The 18,865-nt window shown below is 40.8% G+C and carries 11 protein-coding genes; 5 read left to right on the forward strand and 6 right to left on the reverse strand.

All coding sequences use genetic code 11. The features are described 5' to 3' along the window. Positions 1–27: 27 nt before the first annotated feature. Entirely contained in the window at positions 28–2,115 is a 2,088-nt protein-coding gene (gene pnp / locus F935_RS13510; RefSeq protein ID WP_171068142.1) for a polyribonucleotide nucleotidyltransferase, read from the reverse strand. Positions 2,116–2,373: 258 nt separating this feature from the next. Beyond that, positions 2,374–2,643, reverse strand: a complete 270-nt coding sequence (rpsO, locus tag F935_RS13515) for a 30S ribosomal protein S15 (RefSeq protein ID WP_002114951.1) — start codon at positions 2,641–2,643, stop codon at positions 2,374–2,376. 211 nt (positions 2,644–2,854) lie between these two features. On the opposite strand from rpsO, the gene F935_RS13520 reads away from it, so the two are divergent. Continuing rightward, entirely contained in the window at positions 2,855–4,153 is a 1,299-nt protein-coding gene (locus tag F935_RS13520; RefSeq protein WP_016139414.1) for a serine hydrolase domain-containing protein, read from the forward strand. Positions 4,154–4,854: 701 nt separating this feature from the next. Here the strand turns inward: F935_RS13520 and recD are convergent. From recD to F935_RS13535, 3 genes are all read right to left on the reverse strand, one after another. Beyond that, positions 4,855–6,606, reverse strand: coding sequence for an exodeoxyribonuclease V subunit alpha (recD, locus tag F935_RS13525; RefSeq protein WP_035366282.1), 1,752 nt, complete (start codon positions 6,604–6,606; stop codon positions 4,855–4,857). A gap of 108 nt (positions 6,607–6,714) precedes the next feature. Continuing rightward, a complete protein-coding gene (locus F935_RS13530) occupies positions 6,715–10,413 on the reverse strand; it encodes a UvrD-helicase domain-containing protein (RefSeq protein ID WP_016139416.1) in 3,699 nt (1,232 codons plus the stop codon). 3 nt (positions 10,414–10,416) lie between these two features. Then, positions 10,417–14,052, reverse strand: a complete 3,636-nt coding sequence (locus F935_RS13535) for an exodeoxyribonuclease V subunit gamma (protein ID WP_016139417.1) — start codon at positions 14,050–14,052, stop codon at positions 10,417–10,419. Between the two features lie 169 nt (positions 14,053–14,221). On the opposite strand from F935_RS13535, the gene F935_RS13540 reads away from it, so the two are divergent. Beyond that, complete coding sequence (locus tag F935_RS13540; RefSeq protein ID WP_016139418.1) at positions 14,222–14,728, forward strand: hypothetical protein; 507 nt, start codon at positions 14,222–14,224, stop codon at positions 14,726–14,728. Positions 14,729–14,750: 22 nt separating this feature from the next. Here the strand turns inward: F935_RS13540 and F935_RS13545 are convergent, their stop codons facing one another. Next, a complete protein-coding gene (locus tag F935_RS13545; RefSeq protein WP_016139419.1) occupies positions 14,751–16,169 on the reverse strand; it encodes a polyphosphate:AMP phosphotransferase in 1,419 nt (472 codons plus the stop codon). A 209-nt stretch (positions 16,170–16,378) separates the two neighbouring features. Between F935_RS13545 and F935_RS13550 the strand changes: the two genes are divergently transcribed. The 3 genes from F935_RS13550 to F935_RS13560 all read left to right on the forward strand — a co-directional run bounded on the left by F935_RS13550 (position 16,379) and on the right by F935_RS13560 (position 18,861). After that, positions 16,379–17,086 (forward strand): DUF8198 family protein, encoded by a 708-nt coding sequence (locus F935_RS13550; protein WP_016139420.1) that lies wholly within the window; start codon positions 16,379–16,381, stop codon positions 17,084–17,086. A 147-nt stretch (positions 17,087–17,233) separates the two neighbouring features. After that, positions 17,234–18,181: a bifunctional demethylmenaquinone methyltransferase/2-methoxy-6-polyprenyl-1,4-benzoquinol methylase UbiE gene (gene ubiE / locus F935_RS13555; RefSeq protein WP_016139421.1), complete on the forward strand. Its 948-nt coding sequence runs from the start codon at positions 17,234–17,236 to the stop codon at positions 18,179–18,181. Positions 18,182–18,192: 11 nt separating this feature from the next. Further along, on the forward strand, positions 18,193–18,861 hold the full coding sequence (locus tag F935_RS13560) for a ubiquinone biosynthesis accessory factor UbiJ (protein WP_016139422.1): 669 nt from the start codon (positions 18,193–18,195) through the stop codon (positions 18,859–18,861). Positions 18,862–18,865: the final 4 nt, after the last annotated feature.

The following is an 18,865-nucleotide window of genomic DNA, read 5'->3' on the forward strand; positions in this document are numbered from 1 at the left end:
GCGGACTTTTTCATGTCACTAGAACAATTATGCTTGTTCAATGTCTTTCATAGTCAATTTAATACGACCACGATTATCAACATCAGCAACTTGTACTTTAACTTCCTGACCTTCTTTAAGAACATCAGTTACGTTCGCAATACGTTCATTTGAAATTTGCGAAATGTGAAGAAGACCATCAGTACCGGGCATGATATTTACAAATGCACCGAATTCTACAATACGGATTACTTTACCGTCATAGATCTTACCTGGTTCAACTTCAGCAGTAAGTGCTTGAATTTTTGCAATTGCAGCACGAGCAGCAGCTTTAGTTTCACCAAATACGCGAACTGTACCATTGTCTTCGATATCAATCGCAGCTTTGGTCTCTTCTGTAATGGCACGAATCGTTGCACCACCTTTACCAATAACATCACGGATCTTGTCTGGATTGATGTTAATCACTTCAAATGTCGGTGCATGAGCACTGATTTCAGGACGAGCGCGTGAAATCACTTTGTTCATTTCATTAAGGATGTGCATACGACCAGCAAATGCTTGGTTTAATGCAGCTTCCATAATTTCTTCAGTAATACCTTCAATCTTAATGTCCATTTGAAGTGCAGTAATACCGTTTTCAGAACCTGCTACTTTAAAGTCCATGTCGCCTAAGTGATCTTCATCACCTAAGATGTCAGAAAGTACTGCAAAACGCTCACCTTCTTTCACTAAGCCCATTGCGATACCAGCAACTGGTGCTTTAAGTGGAACACCCGCATCCATAAGTGATAATGAAGCACCACATACAGAAGCCATTGAAGATGAACCGTTAGATTCAGTAATGTCAGATACGATACGGATTACGTACGGGAAGCGGTCAGCAGCAGGAAGAACAGCTTGAACACCACGACGTGCTAAACGACCATGACCAATTTCACGACGTTTAGGACCAGATTCACGACCAGTTTCACCTACAGAGTATGCAGGGAAGTTGTAATGAAGCATGAAGTTATCTGTTTTCGTACCAGACAAAGTATCAACCATTAATGCATCACGAGTATTACCCAAAGTCGTTGTTACCAACGCTTGAGTTTCACCGCGTGTGAACAATGCAGAACCATGCGCACGACCCAACACACCCACTTGAACGTCGATACCACGAACAGTTTTGGTATCACGACCATCAATACGTGGTTTACCTGACAAAATATTGTCACGAACTGTACGGTATTTAAGGTCTTCAAATAATTCGTTTACTTCATCAGCAATACCAGTTTCGTCATTTTCAGGAACGAACTGAGCTACAGCTTCTACATAAAGTGCATCAAGTGCTGCATAACGATCTTGTTTAACCGCAATCGTATATGCTTCAGAAATTTTAGCTTCGAAAGCTGCTTTTAATTGCTCAAGAAGAGCTTCGTTTTTGCTTGGAGCAACCCAAGTTGATTCAACTGCACCAGCAGCAGCAGCAAATTCTTTAATTGCTTGAACAGCAATTTGCATTTCGTCATGACCGAAAAGTACAGCACCTAACATTTGGTCTTCTGAAAGTTCTTTCGCTTCAGATTCAACCATCAGTACCGCAGATTCAGTACCCGCAACCACAAGATCAAGATCACTTTCTTTCAATTGTTCGTGGGTTGGGTTAAGAATGTATTCGCCGTTGATTAAACCAACACGTGCACCTGCAATTGGACCACGGAATGGAACATCTGCAATTGACATTGCAGCTGACGCACCGATCATTGCAGCAATGTCAGCATCCATAGTCTTGTCAGAAGAAACAACAGTCGCTGTCACTTGGATTTCGTTATAGAAACCTTCTGGGAACAATGGACGAATTGGACGGTCAATAAGACGTGAAATTAAAGTTTCAGCTTCAGATTGACGACCTTCACGTTTACCGTAACCACCAGGGATACGACCCGCAGCATATTGTTTTTCTTGGTAGTTCACTGTTAACGGGAAGAAGTCTTGACCCGCTTTTGCTTTTGGTTGAGCAACAACTGCAACTAAAACAGTTACGCCGCCCATTGTAACTAAAACGGTATTTGCTTGACGTGCAACACGACCTGTTTCTAAAACAACAGTGTGTTGACCATATTGGAATTCTTTACGAACGATATTAAACATTGACATGTATTGTATTTTCCTAATTTTATTCTAGTGAGACCCCTAAGGTTTGGCATTCAGACTACAACTATTGGTAGATAAATGACAAAGCTTAGAAGCCATCACACTAGGCCAAAAATTTTAAATAATATTAAACGCAAAGAAGGAGCGCACAAGCGCCCCTTCTAAACATCACTTAACCTAAAATTAAGTGAAACTCTCTTTTCAGCGATAAAGCATTGCGACATGCGAAATAGCGAAAACAAAGTGAAAATCGAATTAACGACGTAAACCTAAAGCACCGATCAAAGCAGTGTAACGACCGTGGTCTTTACCATTTAAATAGTCAAGCAATTTACGACGTTGGTTAACCATACGAATCAAACCACGACGGCTATGATGGTCGTGTTTGTGAGCTTTAAAGTGACCTTGTAAATCATTGATTTGAGCAGTCAATAAAGCTACTTGTACTTCTGGTGAACCAGTGTCATTTTCAGCGCGAGCAAATTTAGCAATGATCTCTGCGCGGTCTGCATTAGTTAAAGCCATTCGATTTCTCCGAGATGCTTAAAAAAAGTTAACGATATGAATCAGTTGAGGCAACTGACTGCCGTGCATCACTACAGCAAGTTATCTATTTTAAGGTATCTATGGGTGGATTGCAAAATTGTTTTCAGTAACTTGTCATTTTAGACACTGACACGAGCATATTAACCCTGCACACTACCTTTGAATAAAAAGAAAGAAGCGCGAGGGACGTGTGAAAATTTTTTCAACCAACACTTGTCCAGTACCGGACAATATTGAGCAAGTTATTCGTCGTCAAGATGAAATTTCTGCTGAACAGGGTGGAATGACTGAACGCCAGATTCACAAAATCTGGAAAAGTATAGAAGCACTATATAAAACTGGAAATTATCCACTCATTACCTTCTGCTTACGTAGACAAGGTAAAATTTTGCTCAACAGAAGCATTGGATATGCTCAAGGAAATTCTCCAGCGGGACTACAAGAGAATGCTCTGATTGCGACTCCTGATACGCCCGTTTGTCTGTTTTCAGCATCGAAGATGATCACCGCCATGCTGATTCATCTATTAGATGAAAAAGGCGAAATCAATTTGCTTGATCCTGTGAGCTACTATATTCCCGAATATGGTGTTAACGGTAAGCGTCGTGCGACGATCTTTCATTTATTAGCACATCGTGGAGGCATTCCCTATATTGATGGCGATGTCACGCCCGAACTTCTATTTGATAAGGACGAAATTTTAAAACGTTTATATGCTGCAAAACCTGTGTCTCCTGCTGGTAACCATCTTGCCTATCATGCTGTGACGGCGGGTTATATTTTAGGAGAAGTCATTGAACGGGTGACTGGTCAAGATTTACGTGAATTTGTACATCAAACTATCGAAAAACCGATGGGAATGCCTTATTTCAATTATGGCTTAAAACCAGAATACCGCTCAGAGGTTGCCTTAAACTGTGCAACGGGTCTACACCCTCGCCTTGGCACCGATCACTACCTCAACCATGTATTAGGTGGAGGGTTGCAACTTGCAGTTGATGTCACTAACGATAACCGTTTTATGGACACAATTTGCCCAGCCGGCAACATTTATACCAGTGCAGAACAAGCTGGACGTTTCTTTGAAATGCTTTTAAGTGGAGGAAGCTATGGCGGTCAGCAAATCTTCAGTGAGAAAACAATTTTCAGAGCAACACTACCGACTACAGGCGTTAATATTGATCGTACTTTATTAATTCCAATGCGCTATGCATTAGGTCCAATGTTAGGCAGTAATCCAGTTGGTTTGTTTGGCCCAATGACGGGGCAAGCTTTTGGCCACTTAGGGTTCTCCAATATTTTATGTTGGGCCGATCCTGAAAGAGATATTAGTGTTTCTCTATTAACAACGGGCAAATCTGTAGTAGGAACTCACCTTCCAGCTTTAGCCAACGTGCTTTATCAGATTTCAACTCAATGTCCACGTATTCCTAGAGATCAACGCCGATCTTTGTTTGGTAGCGACTCTCATGAAACGAACTTAGTGTAAACAAATAAAAAACCCAAGCATTTCTGCTTGGGTTTTTTGCGCTGTAGTTTTTGTTTATCGTGTTATTTCTGTTTTTATTATCGTTAGTGAGATGCTAGTCACATCCTTCTTGTTGTTTTAACTCACTTCCAGTGTCTTTGTTTCTATTTCCTTATGTGATGTATTGTGACACATCCAATTATGAAGAAAAGTAGTATTTTTCTTATCATCATGTAAGCAAAAACGTACAGGTCTGTCTAATATTTAATAGATAACGGTTTTTGCCCCATTATCGTACAGTTCTGTATAACATTTAACTTAACAATTCACAGGAAAAATGGCTGTTTAAAAATCATATTACAGATAAATATATTGATATTACTGATATAAATTTTTAAAAGAAATTACACTCAATATTGGCTTAAATCCGAACTTTTCTAATCATTGTTTAGAAGTAAATAAAATTGAGAATATAAAAAAGCCCTGTAGTCTCTCCCAAAACTACAAGGCTTAGCGGCTGTAAGTTTCCTCTTTATACACTTACATCATTGTAAGTTCGCAGTCTCTCGACTTAAGCTATTATTATTGTGCGATTTTGCCCGACATTCCTTGCCAAGCTCGTTGTGCGTTTATAATCTCAAAAACGTGGGGTGTACTCTAGCAGCAAATATCTCGAATCTATGTAAGCTTTTTCTTACAAGGGTGAAAATATTAAGTTTGGCTTAACGAACTAACCGATTAACTTTCTGAACTAAACCACTTTTTCGTGTCGTACGAACTGTAAAGGACTGTAGTAAAGCTTCAGGATGAACCAAAAGACTCACTACTTTTTTAGCACGTGTAATCGCAGTGTAAATAAGCTCTTGGCTTAATAAATTCTTTGCAGCCTGATCTAGAACGACAGCAGTGTGTGTAAATTCAGACCCTTGCGATTTATGAATCGTTAAAGCGAATGCACTTTGAATACTTTTAGGTAATCGATTTGCAGCGACCCATTTATTCAAACTTGGGAAATATACTTCAAACTGCTGAGGCTGAGTTCTATGTTCAAAACACAAACCAATATCTCCATTTGAAATACCAAGCTGATAGTCGTTATAAGTCATCATGACCGGACGGCCAATATACCATCCCCCTGCTGTCACTATTGAAAGTTGTTGCTGTATCCAACGCTGCGCATATTGATTTAACTGTTGCAACCCAAATGGACCATGACGAACAGCCGTTAAAATACGGTAGTCATCAAATGCTTTTACTACGTTTTGGACCTGTTCAATCGAGCGTTCTTCTTTTAAATAATTTTTTAAGCTTTTTACATATCCTTGGAAACCGAGCATGAGCTTCTGATAATAAATTTCAACTTCTGCGTGATTCCCTTCTGGCAAATACTCAAGCTGAACCACATCTGGCATATCAACTTCTAAAGGAATTGAACGTAACTCTGAAACCTGAACAATGTCGATTTCAAACTGTTGCAAAACCTGCTCATGATTGATCTGACTGGTTTGCATTTGAATAAAACGTGCCACCTGCCCAATCAACGCCCCTTCAGCAAAACGGCGACTAGTTTGTAATTGTACTCTGTTGTCGGCGAGTGCCTGTATTTGTTGCAAGTCAGCAAGTACTGCACCTACATCAACGGAAGCGAGCTGATTTGCATCTCCTAATAAAATAATTCGACAAGATTCTGGCACCGCCTCAAATAGAAGAGTAGCCAGATTTAAATCCAGCATGGAAGCCTCATCCACAACAATCACGTCATAAGGAAGCGGTTGTTTTTGATTAAACCGTGGTGTTTGGCTATGTCCCATCCCTAATAGTCGGTGAATCGTTTGTGTTCCCTGATTCCTTAGTTCTTCACTCACTAATCCAGACTCAAGCAATTTAGGGTCATTAAACGAGTTCTGTAAGGCCTCTTGCATGCGCTGTGCGGCTTTACCTGTTGGAGCAGCCATCGCCACACGAATATTCGGAATTGCTTGGCTAAGCACTGCAATAATACGTGCAAGCGTATAGGTCTTACCCGTACCTGGCCCACCCGTAATAATACTCAAGCTCTGCCGAGCAACCATTTGTAAAGCTGCCTGTTGATGCGGGTCTGTGAGTAGGTCTAAGTAGTCATCACAAGATACAGGTTGAATTAATTGTTGCTTTAATCGACAAATTTGTTCTGCAAGGCGTTGCTCTAGGTGCCAATATCGGTATAATGCCAACCCCTGCTCATCGTAGATGCATGGGGCAACATTTGAGGTTGCTTGATCGGCAGATATAGCAAGCTGACCAAGTGCTGCAATTTGCTCAGAACTGACATCAATACAGCTATCGCCTTGTAAGCTCGCTTCAATAAGCTGCTGCAAGTAAGAAGTGGCTTCTGGCCCTTGCGATTGCTCAGTAAATGGAGCCTGATTTAAGAAGTTACTCCACGTTGTTAACCAGCTTAAATCGGCTTGTTCAGAGCTATTTATATTGTCCACACACTTATCCACCTAGTTTTCCACACGCTTGTCCACATGGTTGTAGACAGGTTTATCCACATGCCAAATATTTGTTAATATTAAAATTACATACTTTATCAGCATTTTTCATGCAATTTTATCCTCAGCAAAATACCCTAAAATGGCATCAAGACGCAGAATAAACTCAATGCTAGGCTGCCAGTAATAATAGCCCTGCTCAGCTTCACCATTCATGCCACGTAAATAAAGATAAGTTGCCCCACCTAAGTGTTGCTCAATCTGATAATCCTGCATTTTGACTTGCAAATAGCGATGTAATGCAACGAGATATAAACCTGCCTGTAGCCAGTAACTTGCCAAAGACATACTTTGAGCAATGCTATCGCTACGATAATCTGCAAGATCATCTCCTAAATAATTACTTTTATAATCGGCAATGTGGTAACGCTGCCCATCAAAATAAACCAAATCGATAGATCCATTAAGATAGCGTGCCGAGCGAGCTTCAAGTAATTCAGGCATATTCAAACCATACTCAGCAAAGAGTTGCTGAATACGTTTCATGGCTAAAACCCGATCTGACAATGCCAAATAAAAAGGAAACTCTGACAAATGCTGTTCTTGTTGGAGCTGATTTAGTCGGAAACCTTGATAAAGCGGCGTTCGCAAGACATCTTTTAGCCACTCTGCAACGGACTGGTAAAGCAGATTCTCGGCATCTTCTTCCTCTGGGAAGCTCTCTATATATTTATTAAGTAAATCTTGCCAAAGACTACTATAGTCATTTTTAAAACGGCGACGTATTTCTATGATCCAGTCATCTGAACATTGAAAATCAATATGCTCAAATATTTCATGCAAGAAATTACCAGCAAGCGTTCCTCGAGGGAAGTTACTCTTTATCCAGTCAATCGGCTGAGCACTGATTGCTTCAGCAGTGTTAATTAAATCCAGCTCATCTTCTGCTAATACAGCATCATTGCTCTGACTCGCCAATAAATCTGTGCCAGCTTTATGTTTTAAATGCTGTGCCAAGTAACTGAAACTGGTTTTACCTCTCGAATAAAAACGTTGTTCAGGAAACCGTTGTGCTTGTATTTCAATAATAGTTGATTGTTTGGCTAAATGAATTGCCTGTGGAATCTGCTCCAAAACCATTTCATCCGTACAGCAACGGTGTTGAAAAGGCTCAGCCCTATTTTTCCAAAACGCGAGGCCTGATACTGATTTACCGTCTATATCTTGTAAAAGTGCATAGACGCGGTGGCTTGCTCGCGTTAAAGCGACATACCAAAGGCGATTCTGTTCAGCAAGCGCTCGTTCTTCGTGCTGCTTAAGTTCAACTTCATTCAAATAAGTCTTATCAGCAATCGCAACTACACGTTGAGTCAAGGTCTGACTTGAGTCTGGCTGGACTACATCTTGGGTCGAAAAATTCAGAGTTTTGTTATTTTCTCGAAAGGGCTTGTCTGCACCTAATAAGAAAACAATCTTAAATTCCAGTCCTTTTGACTGGTGAATTGTCATGAGCTGAACGCCAGCCTCACTCGACAATTTACGTTCTAACTCCCAATCACGATCAAGAGGAGAACCCAACTGTTTAAGATACCAGTGATAGAGGTTTTGCGCGCCTGAGTATTTCTCACTGTGCTGACTCAAAATTTCAGTCAAATGACGCAAGTTCACCACAACCCGTTCATTATCTTTACTTTGGGCAGCGACCAAATTTTGCCATATATCAAACTGGATGAGGCATTGCTGCCATGCCACTAAAAAGCCTTGAGCGGACCACAACTCTCTAATAGTGTCAAAACCGGTCATAAACTGGCTTAACCCTTCGGCTGTCTGCTCAAGCTGCAAGAGTTGTTTTAAATCCATGGCAAATAAACGACTAATTAAAGCTCGCTTCACTTTTGCCTCATCGTAAGGATGAAGTATGGCAGTCAGCAAAGCACCAACGTCTTGGGCAATCGTGCAATCGAAAACACTTCGTTTTGATGGTCTGTTAACTCGAATTCCTAAACGCTCTAGCTCAAATTGAACTTTATCGAGGCCATCATGATTACGAGACAATACCGCAATATCATCTTCGTTTAGAGTTTGAGTCTGAGCATCTTTTTGAAAATATAGTTGTCCAGCATGTGACTGGTTGAGTAGATCCCGAATCTTCCAAGCAACTTGCTGTGCCTCAGTTTCTTTATCTTTGAGCATGAGCCAACGTAAAGGATGAGGATTATGATTGTTCTGCTCAATCAGTACAGGATGAGGTCGGGTTCCTGCTCGAATTGGGTCATATTGAACCTCTTCGCCAAAATCCATTTGTCGTTGAAATAAGGCATCGACCACTTCAACCAGATCTGCAACAGAACGATGGTTATGAATTAACTTATATTCACGACCATGTTTGGTTTGAATATCTTTATAGGCATTTAAAAAGGTGAGCATATCCCCACCACGAAAACCATAAATTGCCTGTTTACGGTCCCCCACCATAATCATGCAACCTTTTTGGTAGCGCTCTGGATGGCGCCAAATGCTCGCCAGCATGTCGTCTTGATCTTGGTTAGTGTCCTGAAATTCATCAACCAAAATTAAGGGATAACGCGCCTGAACAAATACAGCAAAACGCTGCCCCTGTTCACCTTTTAAAGCTTCAGAAAGTGTCCGAATTTGCTGAGAAAAAGTAGTTTCGCCTTTATTTTGTAAAACCTGAGGCAAACGTTTTTTAACTTCTACACACAAATAAGCTTTTAAAAAAATATGAAGCTGGTCGAACTGCTCGGCGTAGTTTTTCAACACGCCAAATAAATGCTGTATCTGTTGAATACAAGGATGTTGATAGAAACCATCTGAAATTTCAGCAGGACATTTCTTGAAAACTTTCTGATCGGCAAGTTGACCTAAAAACTTAAAAACAAGCTCACGTTGGGCAGTCAAAGAACCATCAAAAACTAAAATGCTGTCGCTTTGCGTTAGAACTTGTAAAAGCTGCGGTAAACACTCGCTAAATAGCTTATTAAAGGCACCATTACGAAATATTGTGCCGCTTACATGTTTATAGTGTTCGCCATCAAGCTGGTAGTACGGCTCTAAAAGGCTTAAGTCAATTTCTGTCGCTAACTGTTTGAGCTGAGCAAGTTGTTCAAATTGAATGATTGGTTTTTCAGGAAGTTTAAAATGAGCAGAACTAAAGTTAAGAGAGTCTTCGACCAGTTTGACAAAACCATCGACACTTTTTAACTCTCCTGCTAGATACAACGCATCAATCACGGTCTGAGGTTGAGACTGTATCCATTCACGCAAAACATCATGAATCAATTGTCGGCTATAAGTTTTAGCATCATCGGTAATTTGAGCACGTTCAATTTTGCCACTCTCAAAGGCAAACTCACGTAATAGTTTTTGGCTAAAGCTATCGAGTGTTCCGACAAATAACTCGTCTAACTGATCGATGATTAGTTTTAAACGTTCACACGCATAGGCAATACGCGTCGCGAAGCTTTTTAAAATATGTTGGAGTAATAAATCAGGCTCTTGCTCGGCCTGCATCATTAATTCGTGTTCTGTAAAACTGCGCTTGGTCTCTAAGTAACGATACGTTTCAACCAAACGGGCGCGAATACGACTTTTTAACTCAGCAGCGGCAGCACGGGTAAACGTGGTCGCAATGACTTGTCTAGGCAAGTACTTTTCAAGAAAGATACGGACCATCAAACTTGATAAGGTATAGGTTTTTCCTGTACCTGCCGAAGCTTCAATTAAGTGTAAGCCACTAAATTCAATATCAATAATAGGTTGATAAGACACCTGTACTCTTGAGTTCATGTCTTACTCCGAATGTTGAAATTGAAAAACTGGATGATACAGATCATACGCAAACTCATCACAAGCATGTTGAAGCAAAGCTTGCGCATCTTGTTCTTGTAAAATAAAGCTCCAGTCTCGATGCAACTTGCAAGCTTCATTTTGAGTCATATCCATTGTGGTAAATGACCCTGTTTCATTCCAGTATTTTAACAGCTCAGTGTAGCTCTTCTCATCCAGTTTTGCTTTTTCTGCCTGATTTGTTGTTTCCCACTGATATGCTTTGGCTTTTTCTAATGGTTTTAATAATAAGGCTGCTGGTAGAACCAAGGGTTGTTGCTGTGCATGACGCCAGATTTTAAACCATGGCTGTAAATATTGCCGAGCTTGCTCAGAACTAACACCACTACAAATCACTGTTTGATCGCTAAAAACCACGATACGACGTTTTTCAGCTCCTGCACTTCCCTCATTCAAATAAGCTAACCAAAGTAAGTGTTCCAACCAGACTTTCGCACGTCTTTTTGCTCGGGCACTTGAAGGCTCCATACTGACCCAATCCTGAGTTTCAGACTTTGGAACAGTAATATTCATATGAAGCTGCTTAGCAATGCGCCAAATACGCTGAGTCGTTGGTGTCACTGCTGGTGCATATTGATGAAGGCTTTCAAGCAAACATTCTTGCTCAAACACACCTTGTTGCCATGCACTATATTTGACTTTGCCTACAGGCAACTGATCAATTAATACTTCTGGTTGTGCGTGCTGTTCAGATTGCTGTAAAAAATGTCGAATCGCATAACGCCCTAAACCATCTAATAATAAAGGTTCATTTTGGTCGAGCACTCCGACACTTCCTAAGTTTTCTACCCCTAAAGTTTTCAAATATAATCGTGCAGGGAACGTCACATCCTGTATCCACTGCTGGCTATCTAAAACCAGCATATCAGGGGCTTGTAGCGGATAGGTCGTATTCGCCCAAGGTTGACGGTTTCCTGAGACTTGCTGAATTTGTGAAGCGACCTTAAACCAGTGATCTTGGTAGCGGATAACACTTTTTTCTAGAGTAAAACCTTTCGGGTCGAAGGGCTGTAAATCATGTAGGTGATAGAGTTGTGTTAACTGTGATGGAATCTCAATCCCTTCAAGGACAACATTTTCAGGTACGTCACCTTCAGCTTTCACAATCAAGGCAAGGTGTTCACGGAACTCTTGAAGAATACTGGAAGGTTCTCGCATCTCACCATCGTTCACATCAAACCCGTTATAAAACAGCCATAAATTGTCTTGGGCTAATAATAGTGCATCTAAAAAAGCACCTTGATCATCTTCAAGTCGAGAGCGGTCACCTAACTGTTGACGCAGTGCATCCATTAAATCAAATGGAACATGGGTATCACGGTTTGGAAATTGCCCTGCATCCAGATTTAGCATGACCATTAAACGATAAGGTAACGGCCGAATATGTCCAATTTGAGCAAAGGTAATCTGCCCTGTCGGTTCAGCTTGCGCACTTTGGCTTTCTAAAGTTCGTTGAATTTCTTCAATAATATAAGGCAGAGGCAAGGTAATTTTGCGCAAAGTTCCTGTTTCTGTCTCGGCGTAATAGCTTGCGAGCGTCAACATTCGCTCTTGTTTCTTAACAATTTCTCGAACGGCTTTTAGAGCAGCAACACCGACCTGTTCAAACTCAACAATATCTTTGCCCAATACCTGAAGCCAATATTCAACCGTGTAGACTTTCCCCTGTTCATGCAGAGTCAGCCAATCACGGCGCTCATTCAAATCTTGATAAATTTGAATGAGTGTACCAATCAGCTCAAAATCACCCGGTTGAACTTTGGCATAACTCAACACCTGATTAAATGTCGCATGCACAGGCACGGCAATGCCAAGGGCCAATCGTTCTAAGGCAAATTTAAAGCTATATCGATAATCATCATCCCCTTCACACAAACTACGCTTGAGATGCTCTGCATCAAGCCCTCGTTTAAAGCCTGCATCGGCAAGTAAATTTAAAATTCGCTCGACCTGAACATACTCAAGTTCGTAACGTTGCTGAGTCGCATGCAAACTTAACCAGTCAGCAAAATCATCAAAGCTAAAACGCCCCTGCATCAGCTGAATACGCCCAATCACGGCGCGCCATGCATTAAGTGCATCGAGTGATGCAACACCTGCAATTTTAACGGGCAAATGTACGCCCTGCTCAGTGGCAGTAGCGGGAAATACACTTCGAATTAAAGGCTCTATGTCGGCCAAATTAGGAACTAAAACTAAAATATCATTTGGACGGCGCGGCTGCTCATGCGGTTTAGCCAACCAACCAATCAATTGCTCTTTTAATACTTCAAGCTGACGTAAAGTTGAATGACAAACATGAATCTGAATAGAGTCATCATCTGGGCCAAGCTCATATTGTTTAGCTTGGGGTTCCACTAAATGCAAAATATCTGACTGAACTTTACCGAGTAAACTTTCTGGAAAATCATCCACAAAAGCATCAACCCACTTACCTTCTTCGCCCGTAGACAAATTCGATAATAGTGAAAAGTGGTCGCGGGCTTGCTTACCCAATCTCGTTAAAAGCGGATGTCTGGACTCACGCGCTTCAGCATTAAAGTTGAGTGTAAATTTATTAAAGAAATCACTAATTTCAGCGTCTGTTGCCTTTGGATTTTTTGCAATAAAACGCTCTTTTACCCCGAGGTCATAACGCTGTTTCCAGAGTGGATCGACACTATCAGCCCAATATTCTTGTGATGGGTTATAGTGCAAAATCAACACATCAATATATTGACCTAAACGGCGCAAAAACTGTAATTGGCTTGGTGGTAAATCCAATAACGTAAAGATCACTACTTGAGTCGGTAAGCTAGAAATAGCTCGTTTACTGCGGTCTGGATGATCTAACTCTTGCCAAAACAACGCATCAATTTGCTGCATCTGCACAAAGTCATCATGAAAATGTTGCTGCCACAACCAACGCTGCCAACGTTCTAGCTCCTCCGTTTGATGCAATGCAAAAGCAGTCACTTCTTCGTCTTTTTTTACAATATATTTTTCAATATCGAGTGCTCGGCCTTGTCCCCAAGTCGCCAACCAGTTTTCAGGACAAGTGCAACTATTTTCACAACCACGCTGGCACTGTCCACGATAAATCATATAGTTGCTAAATAAATCGGCAACCTGCTCAGCGACCCAATACAGCATTTTTTGTTTTTTTAGTTGTTTATCGATGCCGTGTTCGAGTCGATCTGCACTGTCATAAATGCGCTGAACAATAGAATGTAGAGGATGTGAGGTATCGATGCTCATCGTGTCAGGTTGTATAAATTCATACAAAGCCTGATGAACCCGCCATTTAAAAATCAAACGCGGGATGTTCGCTTTACGGACCTGCTCTTTATGCGCAGTTAAGACTTGCTGATAGGCATGCCACTGGAAGCCGCGTACCCGTTGGTGAAACTGGTAATTGGCACTCATGCCCTGCTGTTCTGCAAGTTTTTGTATCAGCCACTGCTCGACCGCAGGACTTGGAACAATAAAATGTTGGGTTTTCAAAACCTGTAATGGATGCGTTGAAGCTTGAGATGTAGACGCTAATACACCTTGCAACAACACATCAATACGTTGACTTTGAATAACATGAATCCCCATTTATTTCATTTCCTGCTTGCATAATTTATGCACAAAATCATAAACATTCATTACTATACAACTGAATCTGACTATGTCACGTTGGTTTAAACACAGCATAATTTAACTTCAGGTGTCACTTACACTTGGTTTGAATGACGCCATCAAGAAATTTATACAGGTAGACATTATGAAAATTGACAAGATTCCTGACTATATTGATCCTAGCCTAAATCTGGAACAAATTCGCGATGAGTGCCATGATCTCATCAAAAAAAGAGCTTACGTCTCAGCAGGAGCGGCAATTGTACCGATTCCTTTTTTTGACGTGGTGATAGATTTGGGAATTTTGTCGCACCTGATTCCAGATATCAATTCCCGTTTTGGTTTAGCCCCTGAACACGTAAGTGTTTATGACCCCAAAACTAAAACAATTCACTGGGATGAACTACGTAAACGTGGTTTTGAATTTTCAGGCTTTGTCGTGGCACGCACTACCGTTAAAAAAACATTTAACGGCTTTTTTGGCAAAATCGTAACGAAACAGGTGACTAAATTTATACCGCTAGGCGGACAAATTGTAGCAGCTAGTTTAGGCTATTTCATGATGAAAAAAATAGCAGAAACGCATCTTACTGACAGTTACAATCTTGCAAAGCGTATTCAGCAAAAAAGCCGCACCACCATTGTAAATTAATCTATGCCTTATGGCTGAGAGCTTAATCTGCTCTCAGCTGTTTTAAAACCGCCCTTAATACTTCTAGACGTGCCGTATATTTATCATCAGTTGCAACAACATACCAAGGTGCATAGTCAGTACTGGTTCGCTCAAACATATCTGCTGCGGCTTTTAAATAATCATCCCACTTATCACGATTACGCCAATCTTCTGCGGTAATTTTAAAACGTTTATGCGGTGTTTCTTCTCTGGCCTTAAAGCGCTGCTCTTGCTCATCTTTGCTAATCGCAAGCCAAATTTTTACCACAATCGTTTGACTATCAAATAAATCTCTTTCAAAACGATTAATTTCGTCATAGGCGCGCTGCCACTCTAAAGGTGAAGCAAAGCCTTCAACACGTTCAACAAGTACACGTCCATACCATGTCCGATCAAAGATCGTGATTTTTTCAGCTTCATTAATGCGGTTCCAAAAGCGCCATAAATAAGGATGTCGTGCTTCAAAGCGCTCAGGAGCACCAATACAATGAATATCATATTCACGCGGGTCTAGGTTTTTAACAATTCGCTTAATTGCCCCCCCTTTACCGGCAGCATCCATTCCCTCAAAAGCAATGACGACATTACGTTTATCGAAACGCATGGCATCAGCAATTTTTTTGCTTAATTTATCGAGCTCTTTTTTATATTCGGCTTTATCAAGTGGTTCAGCAGCAGGTTTTAATAAACTCTCTGGAATTTTAGCCTGCTGCCATTTTCCTTTGACTTCGGTTTCATGGTCTGGAAGCTGACGCATGTGTTGTAAAAGGTACTGAGCAAAAAACTGATCACGCTGCTTTTCATCTTCGCCATCAATAATGTACCAATCGTCGGTAAAACGACGGCGTAACTTTTGCAAAGTGTCATATTGTTTTTTATTACGCCAGTCTAAGCCGTGGAGCTTATGCCAGTGTTGCTCTGAGGGATCAATTTTGTCTAACCGCTTTTGTAGTGATTTCCATGGAAGATCGAACCAGACTTTAACGACATCGACATAGTTATTTTTTAAATCTTGCTCAAATGCCCGCATATTTTCAACGTAAGCATCAAATCGCGCCTCATCTAAAGGTTCAGACACATGCGTTGCTGTAACAAGCAAATCGCTATACCAATTGCCAAACATCACCACAATTTGACCTTCAGTAGGAATAAAGCCCGAATAAGATTGCCAAAATGCTTCTGTATCTGTCAGCACACGTGGCGCATCTGCTTTTACCCGCAAATATCTAGGGTCTAACCACTCGCGAAGCTGCTTAACCGCCTCCCCTTTCCCTGCCAGCTCAATACCACTCATTAAAATGAGTGTGCTTTTAGCATTGGGTTTTCCACGACTTTCTTTTAAAGCATATTGTGCTTCAATCAAATCGACAGAAAGCTGTTCTTCATCTCGAATTTCAAATTTTGGTTGTTGTTCACTCATAGTCCACGGCTCTAATATTTTATTGTTTAATTTCGATGATCTTTAACTTATGCGGTTAAATGATGAATTGCTATACAAATTATGTCATTGCGACCGAACTCCATCTAAAAATTGACGCATGAATCATTTTTTTTACATCTTCTCGCCATAGTACAAGGTTACAATGCCTCTTATGATTTTTTGTAAATAGCCCAATATTAGAGTCTTACATGTCTAAACTCGCTGCTTTTGACGAACTTTTACAACAATATAAAACATTTAATTATCACGACAATCCAGTGCTTGCCCAACGTTTGCAAGATGTACAAACATGGCTAAAAGAACGGATGAAAGATACGCATCACGACTTTTTTAACTTGCCTGAACATAAACTCATGTCAGAGTATTTTTTAAATCGTTTATATGGTGGTCCAGAGTTTGATGCCCTTGCAGCACAAATTGAACGCCTATTGAAATATGCCCATAAAGCCGAAAAAGTATTGCCTGAAAATGCAATTAAAACTGGAACTAAATCGGTAAGTTTGGCGGTACTTGCCACTCAGCTTGATGAACAAGTAGCGATACAGCTTCTTGAGGATTATCCAGCAAATACAGTGTTAACCGATGAGATTATGCGTTTAACGCTAACTAAGCTTGATCAGGCAGAAGCTCGTTATCAACAACTTGCTCTTCTTGACGATTTAGGCGCAGCACTCGATAAATATATGCGCTCATTTATGATGTTTACGGCTTTTAAAATGTGTAAAGGTATTGCCCAAAAATATCATTTCGAATTGATGTATGATTTTATCCAAGATGGTTTTAGCGCGATGAAACCGTTAAAATCAGCCGAGAACTTTATCAAGACTTTTACTGAAAAAGAACGCCAGATTATTGAAAATGTACATTCAGGGCATCCGAATCCGTTTAGAGTGTGATAAGGTCGGCACAGAGAAAAAATCAACCTTACGAAGTTGAGATTTTATTCATTATATTTGCATGATGATGCCTGTAAAAATAGACAAAATCTGTCATCATGCAGAACTTATTCCGTTTCACTTGAGTTTGAGTCTAGGAGAGACAATATGTCTAACGAAAACCAAAAGCCAACATCTCCAACTGAGCAGGCACAAAGTTCAGACAAAGTTAGCCCATTCCTAAGCTCACCTTTACCGCAAGGTACCCCTCAAGGGCAACAACAAACTTTACAACAAACCCTAACCGATACACCGGTTAACGGTTCTGTACCAAAATATAATTTACCACGTGGTGCTAGCAATACTGGCAACGTGGGAGAAACCACACACTTTGGTTTCTCGACTGTTAAAACTGAAGATAAAGCTCAAAAAGTTGCCGAAGTATTCCACTCGGTTGCAAGCAAATATGACTTGATGAATGACCTAATGTCATTTGGTATTCACCGCCTATGGAAACGCTTTGCAATTAACATGTCAGGTGTCCGCCGTGGTCAACACGTGTTGGATATTGCTGGTGGTACAGGCGATTTAGCAAAAGTATTCAGCCGCGAAGTTGGTCCTCAAGGTCATGTCGTTCTTTCAGACATTAACGAATCTATGCTTAATGTTGGTCGCGACCGCCTAATTGATGCAGGCTGTACCAATGTTGACTTCGTACTTGCCAATGCAGAAACGTTAGAACCTTTTGCAGACAACAGCTTTGATCTACTCACCATTAGTTTTGGTTTGCGTAACGTGACAGATAAAGATGCAGCACTTGCATCTATGTTCCGTGTGTTGAAACCAGGTGGTCGTTTACTTATTCTTGAATTTTCTAAGCCTGTATTTGAACCATTTTCAAAACTTTATGACCTCTATTCATTCACTGCTTTACCGATTATGGGTAAATTGGTTGCCAATGATTCAGAAAGTTATAAATATTTGGCTGAATCAATTCGTATGCATCCAGACCAACGTACCTTAAAAGGTATGATGGAAAATGCTGGCTTCCAGAACTGTGACTATCACAACCTTACTGCTGGTATCGTTGCGGTTCACCGTGGCTTCAAACTGTAAGGGATAACGATATGTGGTCGATTCTGGCACTCGGTGCAGTCGAACGTATCATTCATCATCTGATCGATCTGGATGCGGTTACTCGCATTCAGCTTAATCAGTTACAGGGCAAAATGTTGCGTGTTGTGATTGATAGTCCGCAGCTTTCTGTCGATGTATTCTTTGACCAAGAAAAAGTACGTCTTGAACCTACTGCAACAGGGCACAGTGAAAAGCCTTCTATTTTTGAACAACGCCCTTTTGATGCGCAATTCAAAATTTCTGAAGCAACAGCAACTTTGCATGTTAAAGATGTCGTCGAACTGATTAAATTATTGGTCAACGATCCAGATCAGATTGGCAATATTCCATTGCAAGGTGACTACCACCTGCTACAGGATATTCAAAAGATTATGCAGCAAGCTGAACCAGATTTAGCTGCGCATTTATCAAGATGGGTAGGTCCTCAACTCGCCCACGAAATTGGCAAGATTCAACTTGCACCAAAACATTTAAAACGCTCTCTTCAAAGTCATCTATTTTTTGCAGAAGACGCATTAAAAGAAGATAGCGGCCTATTTGCCCCTCGTTGGGAAATGGATGATTTAACTCAAGCAACTCGCAAGCTTAATCAAGACATTGACCGTCTAGAAGCAAGATTGCAGCAACTCAACACACAACTACAACCCTCTCAAGACTAGGTAA

This window comes from Acinetobacter calcoaceticus ANC 3811, from assembly GCF_000399665.1.
GTDB classification, from domain to species: Bacteria; Pseudomonadota; Gammaproteobacteria; order Pseudomonadales; family Moraxellaceae; genus Acinetobacter; species Acinetobacter calcoaceticus_B.